Source organism: Amycolatopsis sp. NPDC051102, from assembly GCF_040682815.1.
Lineage (GTDB): Bacteria > Actinomycetota > Actinomycetes > Mycobacteriales > Pseudonocardiaceae > Amycolatopsis.
In genome coordinates this window covers 352,886-365,683 of sequence record NZ_JBFBBT010000004.1, presented here as the reverse complement: position 1 = coordinate 365,683, position 12,798 = coordinate 352,886, and the positions used below count along the sequence as shown (strand labels likewise).

Sequence of the window (12,798 nt, the reverse complement as noted above, 5' to 3'; positions counted from 1 at the left end):
GCCCCGCCGGGCCCCTCCGCGCCCGCCGCGCCGGCCGGGTACCCCTCTTAGCCCCACCCCCCCCCCCCCGCGGTCGTGAGTGGTAAGGCGGGTTCTCACCCGCGTTACCACTCACGACGAGCCGCGGCAGACTCGGAACGTCGGACCTTCACCGGGCGTGCGTCAGGTCTGGGGCTTTCCGCCCGCGTACCGGGCGATGATCAGCGCGACCAGGATGATGGCGCCGTAGATCGCGCCCTGCCACTCCGCCGTGACGTGCGCGTAGTTGAGCAGGCTCGACACCGACGACAGCAGCAGGACGCCGGTCAGCGCGCCGACCAGCGTGCCCTTGCCGCCGTCGAGCGAGACACCGCCGATCACCGCCGCCGCGAACACCTGCAGGATCATGCCGGATCCCTGGTTCGCGCCCAAGGCCCCGACGTATCCGGTGTAGGCAAGACCCCCGATTGCCGCAAGGATCCCGGCGACGACGAACACCGCCCACGCGATCCGGTCGACGCGCACACCCGCGGCTCGCGCGGCTTCGCGGTTGCCGCCGATGGCGTACAACGCCCGGCCGACGCGGTGGTAGCGCAGCACCCAGCCGGCCACGGCGAACAGCAGCGCCGCGAGCCACACCGACATCGGCAGCCCGGCGAACGTCGTCGTCGCCAGGTCGGTGAACGAGTCGGGCAGGTTGAACAGCGTCTTGCCCTTGGTCGAGCCGACCTGGACGCCGCGCAGCACGGTGAGCATGGCCAGGGTGACGATGAAGGCGTTCAGCTTCAGCTTCACGATCAGGAAGCCGTTGACGAACCCCACCAGCGCCCCGCACAGCGGGATCACCAGCAGGCCGATCGCGGCGGGCAGCTCGACGCCGAAGCCGGCCGACGCCGCGGGGATCACGACCATCGCGCCGAGCGCGGGCGCCAGGCCCATCGTCGATTCCAGCGACAGGTCGAACTTCCCGGTGATCAGCACCAGCGACTCGCCCAGCACGACCAGCGACAGCGCGGCCGACGCGGTCAGGATGCTGACGATGTTGCTCCAGCCGACGAACGTGTCGTCGACCAGGCCGCCGATGACGAACACCACGACCAGTGCGGGCAGCAGGGCGAGTTCGCGCAGCCAGACGGCTTTCCGGCGACGTGGGGGCGCCGGCAGCGAAGTCTGCGGAGAGGTCATCACGTCGGTCACGAAAGCTCGACTCCTTCGATGTCGGCCACGAGGTCGCCGTCGGACCACCCGGCCTGGTGTTCGGCGACGACGGCCCCGGCGCGCAGCACCAGGACCCGGTCGCTCAGGCGCAGGTCGTCCAGCTCGTCGCTGACGATCAGCACCGCCTTGCCCTCGGCGCGCACCCGGTCGACGACCGCGAGCAGCGCCTCCTTCGACTTCACGTCCACGCCGGCGGTCGGATTGATCAGCACGACCACCCGCGGATCGCTGAGCAACGCCCGCGCCAGCACGACTTTCTGCTGGTTGCCGCCCGACAGGTCGGACACCGGCTGCTCGGCGCCGGCGGCCACGATGTCGTAGTCCTGCAACGCCTGCGTCGCCTTCGCGTGCCGCGTGGACGGGGACGCGATCCCGCCGCGGCCCAGTTTGTCCAAAATGGACATCGTTGCGTTGTCGGCGATCGAGTGCGCCAGCACCAGACCTTCGTGGTGCCGGTCGCGCGGCACGCAGCCGATCCCGGCTCGCAGCGCCGCCGGGATGTCACCCGGCCGCAGCGGCGAGCCGTCGACGCGGATCGTGCCCGCGGACGGCGTCCGCAGGCCGTAGACCGTCTCGGCGACCTGGTGCTTCCCGCTGGCGTTGCTGCCCGCGAGCCCGACGACCTCGCCCCGGCGCAGCCGGAACGAGACGTCGCGGAAGCCGTCGCCGGACAACCCGTCCACCGAAAGGATCTCCGCGGCGTCCGCTTCGAGCGACTCCCGGGAGGCGGCGTCGCGGATCGAGAGGCCGCCCGGCTCGCCGGTCATCGCGTCGACGAGTTCCGCGCGACCCACCTCGGACACCGGCGCGGTCAGCACGTGCTTCGCGTCGCGCAGCACGGTGACGGCCTGGCAGACCTCGTACACCTCGTGCAGGTGGTGCGAGATGAACAGGAACGTCACCCCGCCCGCCTGCATCTGGCGCATCCGCTCGAAGAGCCGCTCGATGGCCTGGCTGTCCAGCTGCGCGGTCGGCTCGTCGAGGACGATGAACCGGGCGCCGTAGGACAGCGCGCGGGCGATCTCGACGAACTGCCGGTCCTCCACCGAGAGGTCCCCGGCCGGGGTGTCGACGTCGACGTGGACGTCCCACGAGTCGAGCAGCTCGCGCGCCTTGCGCCGCAAGGACTTCCAGCCGATCGAGAACCCGCCGCCGGCCTGCCGGTTGAGGAACAGGTTCTCGGCCACGGTGAGCTGCGGGACGACCATCGCGTGCTGGTACACGCAGGCCACGCGCGCCTTCCAGTCGTCCTGCCTGGTCAGGGGCGGGGCCGGCACCCCGGCGAACTCGACGTGCCCGGTGTCCGTGGCGGACAGGCCGGTGAGGATGGAGACGAGCGTCGACTTGCCGGCCCCGTTGCGCCCGACGAGCGCGTGCGACTCGCCGGGGTGCACGGTGAGGCTGACGTCGTGGAGCGCCACGGTGGGGCCGTAGCGCTTCCCGACTCCTACGGCGCTGACCACCGGGACGGCGGATTCGCCGGCGGGCAGCGCGGTCACAGGTTGTTCCCCCACAGGGCCTTGTCGTCCACGTTGTCCTTGGTGATGACGGGCGCGGGCAGCTGGTCCTCGAGGATGCCGGGGCTGATCTCGACGATGGTGCTGCCGTGGTCGGTCGGGCCCGGCTTGAACGTCTCGCCCGCCATGGCCTTCTTCAGCCAGTACAGGCCGTACTTCGCGTACGCGTCGGCCGGCTGCGACACGGTGGCGTCCAGCTCGCCGGCGCGGATCGCGGCCAGCTCCTGCGGGATGCCGTCGTTGGACACGAGCACGATGTGCTTCGGGTCGCCGACCGGGAAGAACAGGTTCTTGCGCTTGAGCGCCTGCTCGGTCGGGGCCAGGTAGACGCCGCCGGCCTGCATGTAAACGCCCTTGATGTCCGGGTTCGCGGTCAGCATGCTGTCCAGGCCGGAGGACGCCTTGTCGGCCTTCCACTCGGCCGGGATCTCCAGCACCTGGATGCCCGGGTACTTGGACTTCATGCAGTCGCGGAAGGCTTCCGAGCGGTCGCGGCCGTTGACCGAAGCCAGGTCACCCATGATCTGCACGACCTTGCCGGACTTGACCTTCTGCCCGATCGCGTCGCACGCCTTGGTGCCGTATGCCTTGTTGTCGGCCCGCACGACCATGGCGACCTTGCCGCTCTCGGGAGCGACGTCGACCGCGACGACCGGGACGCCCTTGTTCTCGGCCTGCTTGAGCCCGGCGACGATGGCGGCCGAGTCCAGCGGCGTCACGACCAGGCCCTTGACTCCCTGGTTGAGGAAGGTGCCGATGTCGGTGATCAGCTTCGCGGGGTCGCTGTCGGCGTTGACCGTCGGGAGGACGTCGACGCCCTCCTCCTTGGCCATCTTCGGCACGTAGTTGTTGTAGGCCTGCCAGAACGGCGAGGTCAGCAGCGGCAGCGTCGCGCCCACCTTGCCGCCGGGGTTGCCGCCACCCGCCGCGGGCGCGGAAGCATTGTCCTTCGTGGACCCGCAAGCGGTCAGAACCAGACCGCAGACGGCGGCCGTGGCGGCCACCGTGATCACCCTGTTGCGCACCGCATCCTCCTTGATGACAGCGGAAAGTCTTATCGGGGTTGAACTGGGCCGCGAGGACGCAGGCCGTACATGCCACCGTCGACCGCGAGCGCGGTGCCGGTGGTCGAGGCGGAAAGGGGGCTGGCGAGGTAGACGATGGCGTTCGCGACCTCGTCCGCGGTGACCAGCCTGCCCATGGGCTGGCGGGCGGCGAGCGCCGCGCGTTCGGCCGCCGGGTCGTCGGCGGCGTCGAGCAGCCGGCCCACCCACGGGGTGTCCGCCGTGCCCGGGCACACGCAGTTGACGCGGATCCGGTCGGGCAGGTGGTCGGTCGCCATGGCCAGGGTCAGCGAGAGCACCGCGCCCTTGCTGGCCGAATACAGCGCGCGGTTGGGCAGGCCGGCCCAGGCCGCGATGGAGCAGGTGTTGACGATCGCCGCGGACGGCGAGTTCTTCAGGTGCGGCAGCGCGGCGCGGGCGAGCCGGACCATGCCGAGGACGTTGACGTCGAGCACGCGGTGCCATTCGTCGTCGTCGTTGGCCGTGACGTCGCCTTGCGCGCCGATGCCGGCGTTGTTGACGAGGATGTCGAGACGCCCGAAGCGCTCTATGACAGCGTCGATCGCCGCGCGCACTTCGTCGTCGGAGGAGACGTCGCAGCGGAAGCCGTCGTCGCCCGGTTTGAGGTCGAGCACCGCCACCTGCGCGCCGCGCTCGGCCAGCAGGGTGGCGGCGGCGTGGCCGATGCCCGAGGCGCCTCCGGTGACGGCGGCCACCAGGCCCTCGAATTCACTCACTTGCGGTCTCCGTCCACTCGGGACCGTCCGGGAACCGGAACCGGCGCAGCGTGGCGTCGTGCATGCGCGCGGAGAACCCGGGGGCGGTCGGGGCGAGGTAGCGGCCGCGCTCGACGACGGCCGGGTCGGTGAAGTGCTCGTGCAGGTGGTCGACCCACTCGATCGAGCGGTCGGTGTCGGTGCCGGACACCGCCACGAAGTCGAACATCGACAGGTGCCGCACGAGCTCGCAGAGCCCGACCCCGCCGGCGTGCGGGCACACCGGGACGCCGAACTTGGCGGCCAGCAGCAGGATCGCCAGGTTCTCGTTGAACCCGCCGACGCGGGCGGCGTCCAGCTGCAGCACCGAAATCGCGTCCGCCTGCAGCAGCTGCTTGAAGACCACGCGGTTCTGGACGTGCTCGCCGGTCGCGACGCGGATGGGCGCAAGCGCTTTCGCGATGGCCGCGTGCCCGAGGATGTCGTCCGGGGAGGTCGGCTCCTCGATCCAGTACGGGTCGTAGGGCGCCAGCGCGGTCATCCAGGTGACCGCGGCCGAGACGTCCCAGCGCTGGTTGGCGTCGACGGCGATCCGGACGTCCTGGCCGACGGTCTCCCGGGCCAGCTTCATCCGGCGGACGTCGTCCTCGAGGTTCCCGCCGACCTTCAGCTTGATCATCTCGAAGCCGTCGGCAACGGCCTGCTCGGCCAGCCGCACGAGCTTCGCGTCCGCGTACCCGAGCCAGCCGGGCGACGTGCTGTAGGCGCGGTAGCCCCTGGCCTCCAGGTGCTTCGTGCGTTCGGCGCGGCCGGGTTCGGCCGCGCGCAGGATCTCCAGGGCCTCGGCTTCGGTGAGGGCGTCGCTCAGGTACCGGAAGTCCACGAGCGACACGAGCTCTTCGGGGGTCATCCGGGCCGCGAACTGCCAGACCGGCAGGCCGGCGCGGCGCGCGGCGAGGTCCCAGGCGGCGTTGACCACCGCGCCGACGGCCATGTGCGCGACGCCCTTTTCCGGGCCCAGCCAGCGGAACTGCGAGTCGCCGACGAGCGTGCGGGACAGGTCGCCGAGCGCGGCCGCGTCCTCCGGGACCTCCCGGCCGACGACGTGCGGGGCCAGCGCGCGGATCGCGGCGGCCTGGACGTCGTTGCCGCGGCCGATGGTGAAGGCCAGGCCGTAGCCGTCCGGGCCGCCGTCGGCGTGCAGGACGACGTAGGCGGCGGAGTAGTCCGGGTCGGGGTTCATGGCGTCCGAGCCGTCGAGCTCCCGGGAGGTGGGGAACCGGACGTCCAGCACCTCCATGCCGATGATCTTCGCCATGGTCAGGCCTGCCTCGCGGTCTGGCGCTGCCGGCCGAGCCCGTCGATCTCGAGCTCGATGACGTCGCCGTCGCGCAGGTAGGGCTTCGGGTCGGGCTGCCCGAGGGCGACCCCTTCCGGGGTGCCGGTGTTGATCAGGTCGCCGGGCCGCAGCACCATCACCTGGCTCAGGTGGTGGACGATCTCGGCCACCGTGAAGATCATGTCCTTGGTGGAGGAGTCCTGCCGCTTCTCGCCGTTGACCCACAGCCGCAGGCCGAGGTCCTGCGGGTCGGGCACTTCGGCCGCCGGGACCAGGGCCGGGCCGAGCGGGTTGAAGTTCTCGCAGGACTTGCCCTTGTCCCACTGGGCGGTGCGGAACTGCAGGTCGCGCTCGGAGACGTCGTTCGAGACGACGTAACCGGCGACGTAGCCGAGGGCCTCGTCGACGCTCTCGAGGTAGCGGGCGGTCTTGCCGATGACGACGCCGAGCTCGACCTCCCAGTCGGTGGCGGCCGACCCGCGCGGGATGAGGACGTCGTCGCCGGGGCCGACCACGACGTCCGGCGCCTTCATGAACACGACCGGCTCGGTGGGCGGCGTCGCGCCGGTTTCCTCGGCGTGCCGGCGGTAGTTCATGCCGATGCAGACGACCTTGCCGGGCTGGGCGACCGGCGCGCCGACGCGCAGGCCGGTCTCCGAAGCCGCCGGCAGCTCCCCGGCCGCCAGCGCGGCGGCCACCCGCGCGATCCCGTCCGCGGCGAGGAAGCCGCCGTCGATGTCAGCGGTCAGCCCGCCCAGCTCGTAGGTCGTGCCGTCGTCGGCACGCACGAACGGACGCTCACTTCCCGGCTCCCCGAGGCGCACAAGCTGCACGGATATTCCCTTCACCCACCTGACCAGACATCCGATGTATATCGCAGTCGTGACCGGCGATCTAGAGCCATCGCCGAAACGGTTGCAAAATTGGTCGGATCAGTATCGGTTCACGGGCGGGATGACCACGGGGTGTCACCGATCACAGCCGGAATAGCGCCGGTGTCCCCGCCGCTGCTCCACCAAGGAGCGAAAGGACGTGCATGACCACCACGGCGGAACGTACGACGCCGAGCCGGCGGGCGCAGCTGAAGTTCGTCCTCGTCCTGGGCGGCCTGACGGCGTTCGGGCCGCTGTCGATCGACATGTACCTGCCCGCGCTGCCGCGGATGGCGGCCGACCTGCGCGCGGCGGACAGCACGGTCCAGCTGACGCTGAGCGCGTTCATCGTGGGCCTGGCGCTGGGCCAGCTGGTGCTCGGCCCGCTGTCGGACGCGCTGGGCCGCCGCCGCCCGCTCCTGGCCGGGCTCGCGCTGTACGTCGTGGGCTCGGTGCTGTGCGCGGTGAGCCCGGACGCGTGGCTGCTGGTCGCCGCCCGGTTCGTGCAGTCCCTCGGCGCGGCGGCGGGCATCGTGATCGCGCGCGCGACCGTCCGGGACCTGTTCTCCGGAACCGCGATGACGAAGTTCTTCTCGACGTTGATGCTGGTCAGCGGGCTGGCCCCGATCCTGGCGCCGCTGATCGGCGGCCAGCTGCTCACCTGGACGTCGTGGCGCGGGGTGTTCGTGGTGCTGACGGCGTTCGGCGTGCTGCTGCTGGCGGTGGTCGTGTTCTTCCTGCCGGAGCCGTCCCCGGCGCGGTCTCCGCTGCGGCTCGGCCAGGTGATGCGCACGTACGCGCGGCTGGCGCTGGACCGTTCGTTCGCGGGCTACGCGCTGGCGTCGGGCCTGCTGTTCGCGTCGATGTTCGCCTACATCTCGGGCTCGTCGTTCGCGCTGCAGGGCGTGTACGGGCTCAGCCCGCAGGCGTACAGCGTGGTGTTCGGCCTCAACGGCGTCGGGATCGTGCTCGCGGGCCAGCTCAACGGCCGTCTGGTGGGCCGGGTCCGCGAGCGGGCGCTGCTGCTGTCCGGCCTGCTGCTCGGCGTGACGGGCGGGGCTTTCGTGTTGGCTTCGGTGCTCTTGCGGGCCCCGCTGGCGCTGCTGCTGGTGTCGCTGTTCCTGCTGGTGTCGAGCATCGGCCTGGTGATGCCGAACGCGAGTTCCCTGGCGCTGGCCTCGCACGCCCGCTCGGCCGGGGCGGCGTCGGCGTTGCTGGGGGTGCTGCAGTTCGTGGTGGGCGCGGTGGCGACGCCGCTGGTCGGGCTGGGCGGCCCGGGGACGGCGGTGCCGATGGCCGCGACCATGGCCGGGTTCGCCGTCCTGGCGCTGGTGGCCTACCTGGCGCTGGCGCGCGAAGGCCAGGCATCTTCGAGTTCCGCGGAGGCGCCTCGGTAACGCCAGTTCTGGCAAAGTCCCGCAGCGTCGACCTCACTCGATAAGGTGACGCCGTGGTCGACAACGGCGAGCCGGAGCGATCCGGGCGGATCGTGGAGATCTACACCGACGGCGCCTGCAGCCCCAATCCCGGCCCCGGCGGCTGGGGAGCTGTGCTGCGTTACGGAGCCCACGAGAAAGAGATCCGCGGCGGCGAGGCCGCCGAAACCACCAACAACCGCATGGAACTGACCGCGCCGATCATGGCGTTGGAGAGCCTGAACCGGCCGATGGCGGTCCGGCTCCACACAGACAGTGCCTATGTCTGCGACGGGATCACCAAGTGGTTGAGCCGGTGGGTGGACAACGGCTGGCGGACCTCCGGAAAGACGCCGGTCAAGAACGCCGATCTGTGGCAGCGGCTGGCTGCGGCCGCCAAGCGGCACGAGGTGCACTGGGTGTGGGTCAAGGGCCACGCCGGACATCCGGAGAACGAACGCGCGGATCGGCTGGCGGTCAGAGCGCTCGAGGAGATCACCGGGACGACCGTCGTCCAACCATCACGGCGAACCATCACCCCGCGCCCCGAGCGACCCGCCGCTCTCCCCGCCCGACGCTGCCCCGAGGTCACCCGCAAAGGTCTGCCCTGCCCGAACAACGCCCGCCCGTCCGGCCTGTGCCACCTGCACGACCCCGCAGTCCAGTGCGGGGCACCGAAGCGCAATGGCGAGCGGTGCACGACCGCAACCGGCGGCGGGCCGTGCGTGAAACACCAGCCGCAGACGAGCACGGAACCCGGCCTCTTCGGCTGAGTACCGGACTCGGCACGGCCCGCCGGACCTTCCCCCGCGAACGCCTTACGCCAGCGACGCCAGGTCCGCGGTCTTGAGCTGCTCCGCCGTCACCTTCGTGCGGCCGTCGACCAACGCCCCGAGCGCGTCGCCGTCGTCCCACATGTTCACGTTCATCGCCGCCGCCACTTCGCCGTCGCGCAGCCAGAACGCCGTGAACTCGCGGGACCCCAGGTCGCCGCGGACCACCAGTTCGTCCGTCGCCGGGTCGGCCAGGCCGCGGTACTCGCAGCCCAGGTCGTATTGGTCGGTGAAGAAGTACGGCGAGGCGAGGAACGGCTCGTCCGCCCCCAGCAGGTTCTGCGCCACGTGCGCGCCCTGATCCTTCGCGTTGGCCCAGTGCTCCACGCGGATCCGGCGGCCGAACCGCGGGTGGAAGTGGGAGGCGATGTCGCCGACCGCGTAGATGTCCGGGGCCGACGTGCGCAGGCCCGCGTCCACGGCCACCCCGCCGTTGTCGGAGAGCTCCAGGCCCGCGTCGTGGGCCAGCTCGACCCGCGGGGCCGCGCCGACCGCGATCAGGACCACGTCCGCCGTGAGCTCGTCGCCGTTGCCGAGGCGGACGCCGCGGACGCCGTCCGGGCCGCCGGTGATCTCCGCGACCTGCTCGCCCAGGCGCCAGTGCACGCCCTTTTCCGCGTGCAGGTCCCGGAACACCCCGCCGACCGTCTCGCCGACCACGTTCGCCAGCGGCACCGGCACCGGGTCCACGACCGTCACGTCCGCGTTGTGCGTCCGGGCCGCCGCGGCCGCTTCGGAGCCGATCCAGCCCGCGCCGACGATCACCACGCGCTCCGCCGCCGCGAACGCCGAACGCAGCTTGAGCGCGTCGTCCAGGGTGCGCAGCGCGTACAGGCCCGGCAGGTCGCCGCCGGGGACGGGCAGCGCGCGCGGCCGCGAGCCGGTCGCCAGCACCAGCCGGTCGTAGCCGTGCTCGCCGCCCGCGTCGTCCAGCACCAGCCGCGCGCCCGGCTCGATCCGGGTCGCCGTGACGCCGGCGCTGAACCGGATGTCCTTTTCCGCGTAGAACTTCTCTTCGTGCACCCAGTCGGGTTCGTCGGAGTTGCCGAGCAGCACGCCCTTCGACAGCGGCGGCAGCTCGTACGGGCGGTGCGGATCCGCGCCCATGAGCAGGACTTCCCCGGGGTAGCCGCGCTCGCGCAGCGCGGCCGCGGCGGACGCCCCGCCGAGGCCCGCACCCACGATGACGATCCTCCGCGGTTCCGACATCCATACCTCCCAGAGACGGCGATCGGATGCCGACGCTACTCCCGGAGAGGCCGGGCCACGACCGGGGACTACGCCGAAAATCCGCGAAGCGCAAGAGAAAACCGGCGAGTAGGCAAATCGGGTGAACCCGCGTCATAGCCCCGCCGGGCCCTGCTCCCACCCTCGCACGACAAGCACGACCACGAGGGAAGCGGAGGGTGGCGGCCATGAGTCGGGGCGAGTGGTCGATCGGCTGCCGGGATCTGGCCGGCAGGCGCAGGGACGTGACGGTGTTCGTCAGCAACGACAAGGTGGTGCTGGTCGCGCCGCCGGGTGAGGCGGCGGTGCTCGGGCCGCTCGACGTCGGACGGCTGCGGGCCGCCCTGCGCGACGCCGTCGTGGCGACGGCCGACGAAGAAGAAAGCTGACAACTACCGTTCCTACTTTTCAGTAGGTTAGAGTCGGTCCAACGAGAAGGGACCGGCCATGACGACCTACTTCGTGACAGGCGCGACGGGTTTCATCGGAAAACGCCTGGTCGCACGGCTGCTCCGGCGGCCGGAGACGACCGCGGTGTACGCGCTGGTGCGGGAGACCTCCCGCAAGCGCCTGGCCTCCCTGGCCCGGGAGTGGCCGAACGCGGACCGGCTGCACCCCGTGGCCGGCGACCTCGCCGAACCCCGGCTCGGGGTCGACCCCGACGAACTCCCCCGCTTGGACCACGTCGTCCACCTGGGCGCGATCTACGACCTGACCGCCGACGAGGAGGCCAACCGGCGCGCCAACGTCGAAGGCACCCGGCACCTGCTCGCCTTCGCCGCCGCGGCCCGGGCGGGGCTGGTGCACCACGTGTCCTCAATCGCCGTCGCCGGCGACCACGCCGGTCGGTTCACCGAGGCCGACTTCGACCTCGGCCAGCGCTTCGGCTCGCCGTACCACGCGACGAAGTTCCAGGCCGAGAAGCTCGTCCGCGAGCAGCACCTGCCCTACCGCGTCTACCGGCCCTCCGCGGTCGTCGGCGACTCGCGCACCGGCGAGATGGACAAGGTCGACGGGCCCTACTACTTCCTCCCGGCCATCTCGCGGCTGGCCGCGCTCCCCCGGCGGCTCCCGCTGGCCGCGCCCGACCTGGGCGCGACGAACCTGGTGCCGGTCGACTACGTCGTCGAGGCGATGGACCACCTCATGCACCAGGACGCGCCGTCCGGGGCGACCTACCACCTCGCCGCCCCGCGCCCGCAGTCGCTCAATTCCGTCTACAACGCCTTCGCGCGCGCCGCGGGTGGGCCGGTGATCCGGGCCGTGCTGCCCGCCGGACCGTCGGGTGCGCTGCGGCGTGCGGGCGGCCGGCTGGCGCACGCGGCCGCGGCCGGGATCGACCGCCTGCCCGGCGGCCGGGGTGCCCGCGCAGCGGTCCTCGACGAGCTGGGCGTGCCGCTGGCGGTGCTGCCGCACCTGACCATGGACGTCGTCTTCGACACCGCGCGCACCACGACGGCGTTGTTCGGCAGCGGCGTCGAACTGCCCGAGCTGCGCGACTACGCGGCCCCGCTGTATCGGTACTGGCAGGCCCACCTCGACCCCGACCGCGCGCGCCGCGGGCACGGACTGGCCGGCCGGACGGTGCTGATCACCGGTGCGTCCTCGGGGATCGGCCGGGCGTCCGCGCTGGCCGTGGCCGCGAAGGGCGCGAAGGTGATCCTCGTGGCCCGCCGCGCTTCCGAGCTCGAAGAGGTGCGGGAGGAGATCCTCGCCGCCGGCGGCACCGCGGCCGCGTACCCGTGCGACCTCACCGACGGCGACGCCGTCGACGCGTTGGTCAAGGAGGTGCTCGGCGACCACGGCGCGGTGGACATGCTGGTGAACAACGCCGGCCGGTCGATCCGGCGCTCGGTTTCGCTGTCCACCCAGCGGTTCCACGACTTCGAGCGCACGATGGCGATCAACTACTTCGGCCCGGTGCGGCTCATCCTCGGCTTCCTGCCCTCGATGGCCGCGCGCCGGTTCGGGCACGTCGTCAACGTCACGACGCAGGGACTGCAGACCGACACCCCGCGCTTCTCCGCCTACCTGGCCTCGAAGGCCGCGCTGGAGGAGTTCGGGCTGACGGCCGGGCGCGAGACGCTCTCGGACGGCGTCACCTTCACGTCGGTGCGGATGCCGCTGGTGCGGACGCCGATGATCGCACCGACCGGCTACCGCGGCATCCCGTCCAGCAGCCCGGAGCGCGCGGCCGCGCTGGTGGTGAAGGCCCTGGAAGACCGGCCGGAGATCCTCAGCCTCCCCGAAGGCCGTGCGGCCGAGCTGGCGACGCTCACCGCGCCGCGGCTGGCCCGGTTCGCCGCGCACCTGGCCTACCGGGCGATGCCGGAGTCCGCGCCGGAGGCACGCGGCCTGCCCCGCCGGTCCGCGCCGGCGTCGGTCGCCGCGGCGGTGACCCGCCTGATCTGGCGCCGTCGTGCCTGATTTCCGCGAATTCCCCCGAAACGGTGGCACGCGCGCGACGGTACTTCTACCCTCGCGCGAGTCCCGCCCATCCGGGCGGGCTTCTACTGGGGAGTTCGGAATGCCGGAAATCACCACTGGGGAACGATGCGCCGTGAGCGACCAGACGGCCGCGATCGGCACGGCCCGGCACACGGCCGGGTAGCACCGCC

Annotated in this window: 10 protein-coding genes and 1 pseudogene; 4 read left to right on the top strand and 7 right to left on the bottom strand. The window is 71.8% G+C overall.

The window, feature by feature from the left end:
• Window positions 1-162 precede the first annotated feature (162 nt).
• From AB0M93_RS16090 to AB0M93_RS16065, 6 genes are read right to left on the bottom strand one after another with little or no spacing between them, the layout of a single operon-like run.
• Window positions 163-1,176 carry an ABC transporter permease gene (locus AB0M93_RS16090; protein WP_364273777.1) on the bottom strand — a complete coding sequence of 338 codons (1,014 nt, stop codon included), beginning with the start codon at window positions 1,174-1,176 and terminating at the stop codon, window positions 163-165.
• On the bottom strand, window positions 1,173-2,696 hold the full coding sequence (locus tag AB0M93_RS16085) for a sugar ABC transporter ATP-binding protein (RefSeq protein WP_364273774.1): 1,524 nt from the start codon (window positions 2,694-2,696) through the stop codon (window positions 1,173-1,175). The genes AB0M93_RS16090 and AB0M93_RS16085 overlap by 4 nt, the downstream gene beginning before the upstream one ends.
• Window positions 2,693-3,727, bottom strand: coding sequence for a sugar ABC transporter substrate-binding protein (locus AB0M93_RS16080; RefSeq protein ID WP_364274355.1), 1,035 nt, complete (start codon window positions 3,725-3,727; stop codon window positions 2,693-2,695). Before AB0M93_RS16080 ends, AB0M93_RS16085 begins: the two co-directional genes overlap by 4 nt.
• A 41-nt stretch (window positions 3,728-3,768) precedes the next feature.
• On the bottom strand, window positions 3,769-4,515 hold the full coding sequence (locus AB0M93_RS16075) for an SDR family oxidoreductase (RefSeq protein ID WP_364273771.1): 747 nt from the start codon (window positions 4,513-4,515) through the stop codon (window positions 3,769-3,771).
• Window positions 4,508-5,812, bottom strand: a complete 1,305-nt coding sequence (locus AB0M93_RS16070; RefSeq protein WP_364273768.1) for an enolase C-terminal domain-like protein — start codon at window positions 5,810-5,812, stop codon at window positions 4,508-4,510. Before AB0M93_RS16070 ends, AB0M93_RS16075 begins: the two co-directional genes overlap by 8 nt.
• Before the next feature lie 2 nt (window positions 5,813-5,814).
• The gene (locus AB0M93_RS16065; RefSeq protein ID WP_364273765.1) at window positions 5,815-6,666 is read right to left on the bottom strand and encodes a fumarylacetoacetate hydrolase family protein; all 852 of its coding nucleotides are present in this window, start codon (window positions 6,664-6,666) and stop codon (window positions 5,815-5,817) included.
• A gap of 203 nt (window positions 6,667-6,869) precedes the next feature.
• Between AB0M93_RS16065 and AB0M93_RS16060 the strand changes: the two genes are divergently transcribed.
• Window positions 6,870-8,102: a multidrug effflux MFS transporter gene (locus AB0M93_RS16060; protein WP_364273762.1), complete on the top strand. Its 1,233-nt coding sequence runs from the start codon at window positions 6,870-6,872 to the stop codon at window positions 8,100-8,102.
• A gap of 89 nt (window positions 8,103-8,191) precedes the next feature.
• A pseudogene (rnhA, locus tag AB0M93_RS16055) lies at window positions 8,192-8,614 on the top strand (ribonuclease HI); the annotation flags it as partial.
• 324 nt (window positions 8,615-8,938) lie between these two features.
• Here rnhA and AB0M93_RS16050 read toward each other — a convergent pair.
• The gene (locus AB0M93_RS16050) at window positions 8,939-10,162 is read right to left on the bottom strand and encodes an FAD-dependent oxidoreductase (RefSeq protein WP_364273760.1); all 1,224 of its coding nucleotides are present in this window, start codon (window positions 10,160-10,162) and stop codon (window positions 8,939-8,941) included.
• A gap of 206 nt (window positions 10,163-10,368) precedes the next feature.
• Between AB0M93_RS16050 and AB0M93_RS16045 the strand changes: the two genes are divergently transcribed.
• Together AB0M93_RS16045 and AB0M93_RS16040 are read left to right on the top strand one after the other, a co-directional pair.
• A complete protein-coding gene (locus tag AB0M93_RS16045) occupies window positions 10,369-10,569 on the top strand; it encodes a hypothetical protein (RefSeq protein WP_013223722.1) in 201 nt (66 codons plus the stop codon).
• 58 nt (window positions 10,570-10,627) lie between these two features.
• Window positions 10,628-12,607 carry an SDR family oxidoreductase gene (locus tag AB0M93_RS16040; RefSeq protein ID WP_364273757.1) on the top strand — a complete coding sequence of 660 codons (1,980 nt, stop codon included), beginning with the start codon at window positions 10,628-10,630 and terminating at the stop codon, window positions 12,605-12,607.
• Window positions 12,608-12,798: the final 191 nt, after the last annotated feature.

What these genes read in the sequence shown, in the direction of transcription:
- AB0M93_RS16070 (WP_364273768.1), bottom strand. Translation starts at nt 5,812, where the DNA reads ATGGCGAAGATCATCGGCATGGAGGTGCTGGACGTCCGGTTCCCCACC.
- AB0M93_RS16060 (WP_364273762.1), top strand. Translation starts at nt 6,870, where the DNA reads ATGACCACCACGGCGGAACGTACGACGCCGAGCCGGCGGGCGCAGCTG.
- AB0M93_RS16050 (WP_364273760.1), bottom strand. Translation starts at nt 10,162, where the DNA reads ATGTCGGAACCGCGGAGGATCGTCATCGTGGGTGCGGGCCTCGGCGGG.
- AB0M93_RS16045 (WP_013223722.1), top strand. Translation starts at nt 10,369, where the DNA reads ATGAGTCGGGGCGAGTGGTCGATCGGCTGCCGGGATCTGGCCGGCAGG.
- AB0M93_RS16040 (WP_364273757.1), top strand. Translation starts at nt 10,628, where the DNA reads ATGACGACCTACTTCGTGACAGGCGCGACGGGTTTCATCGGAAAACGC.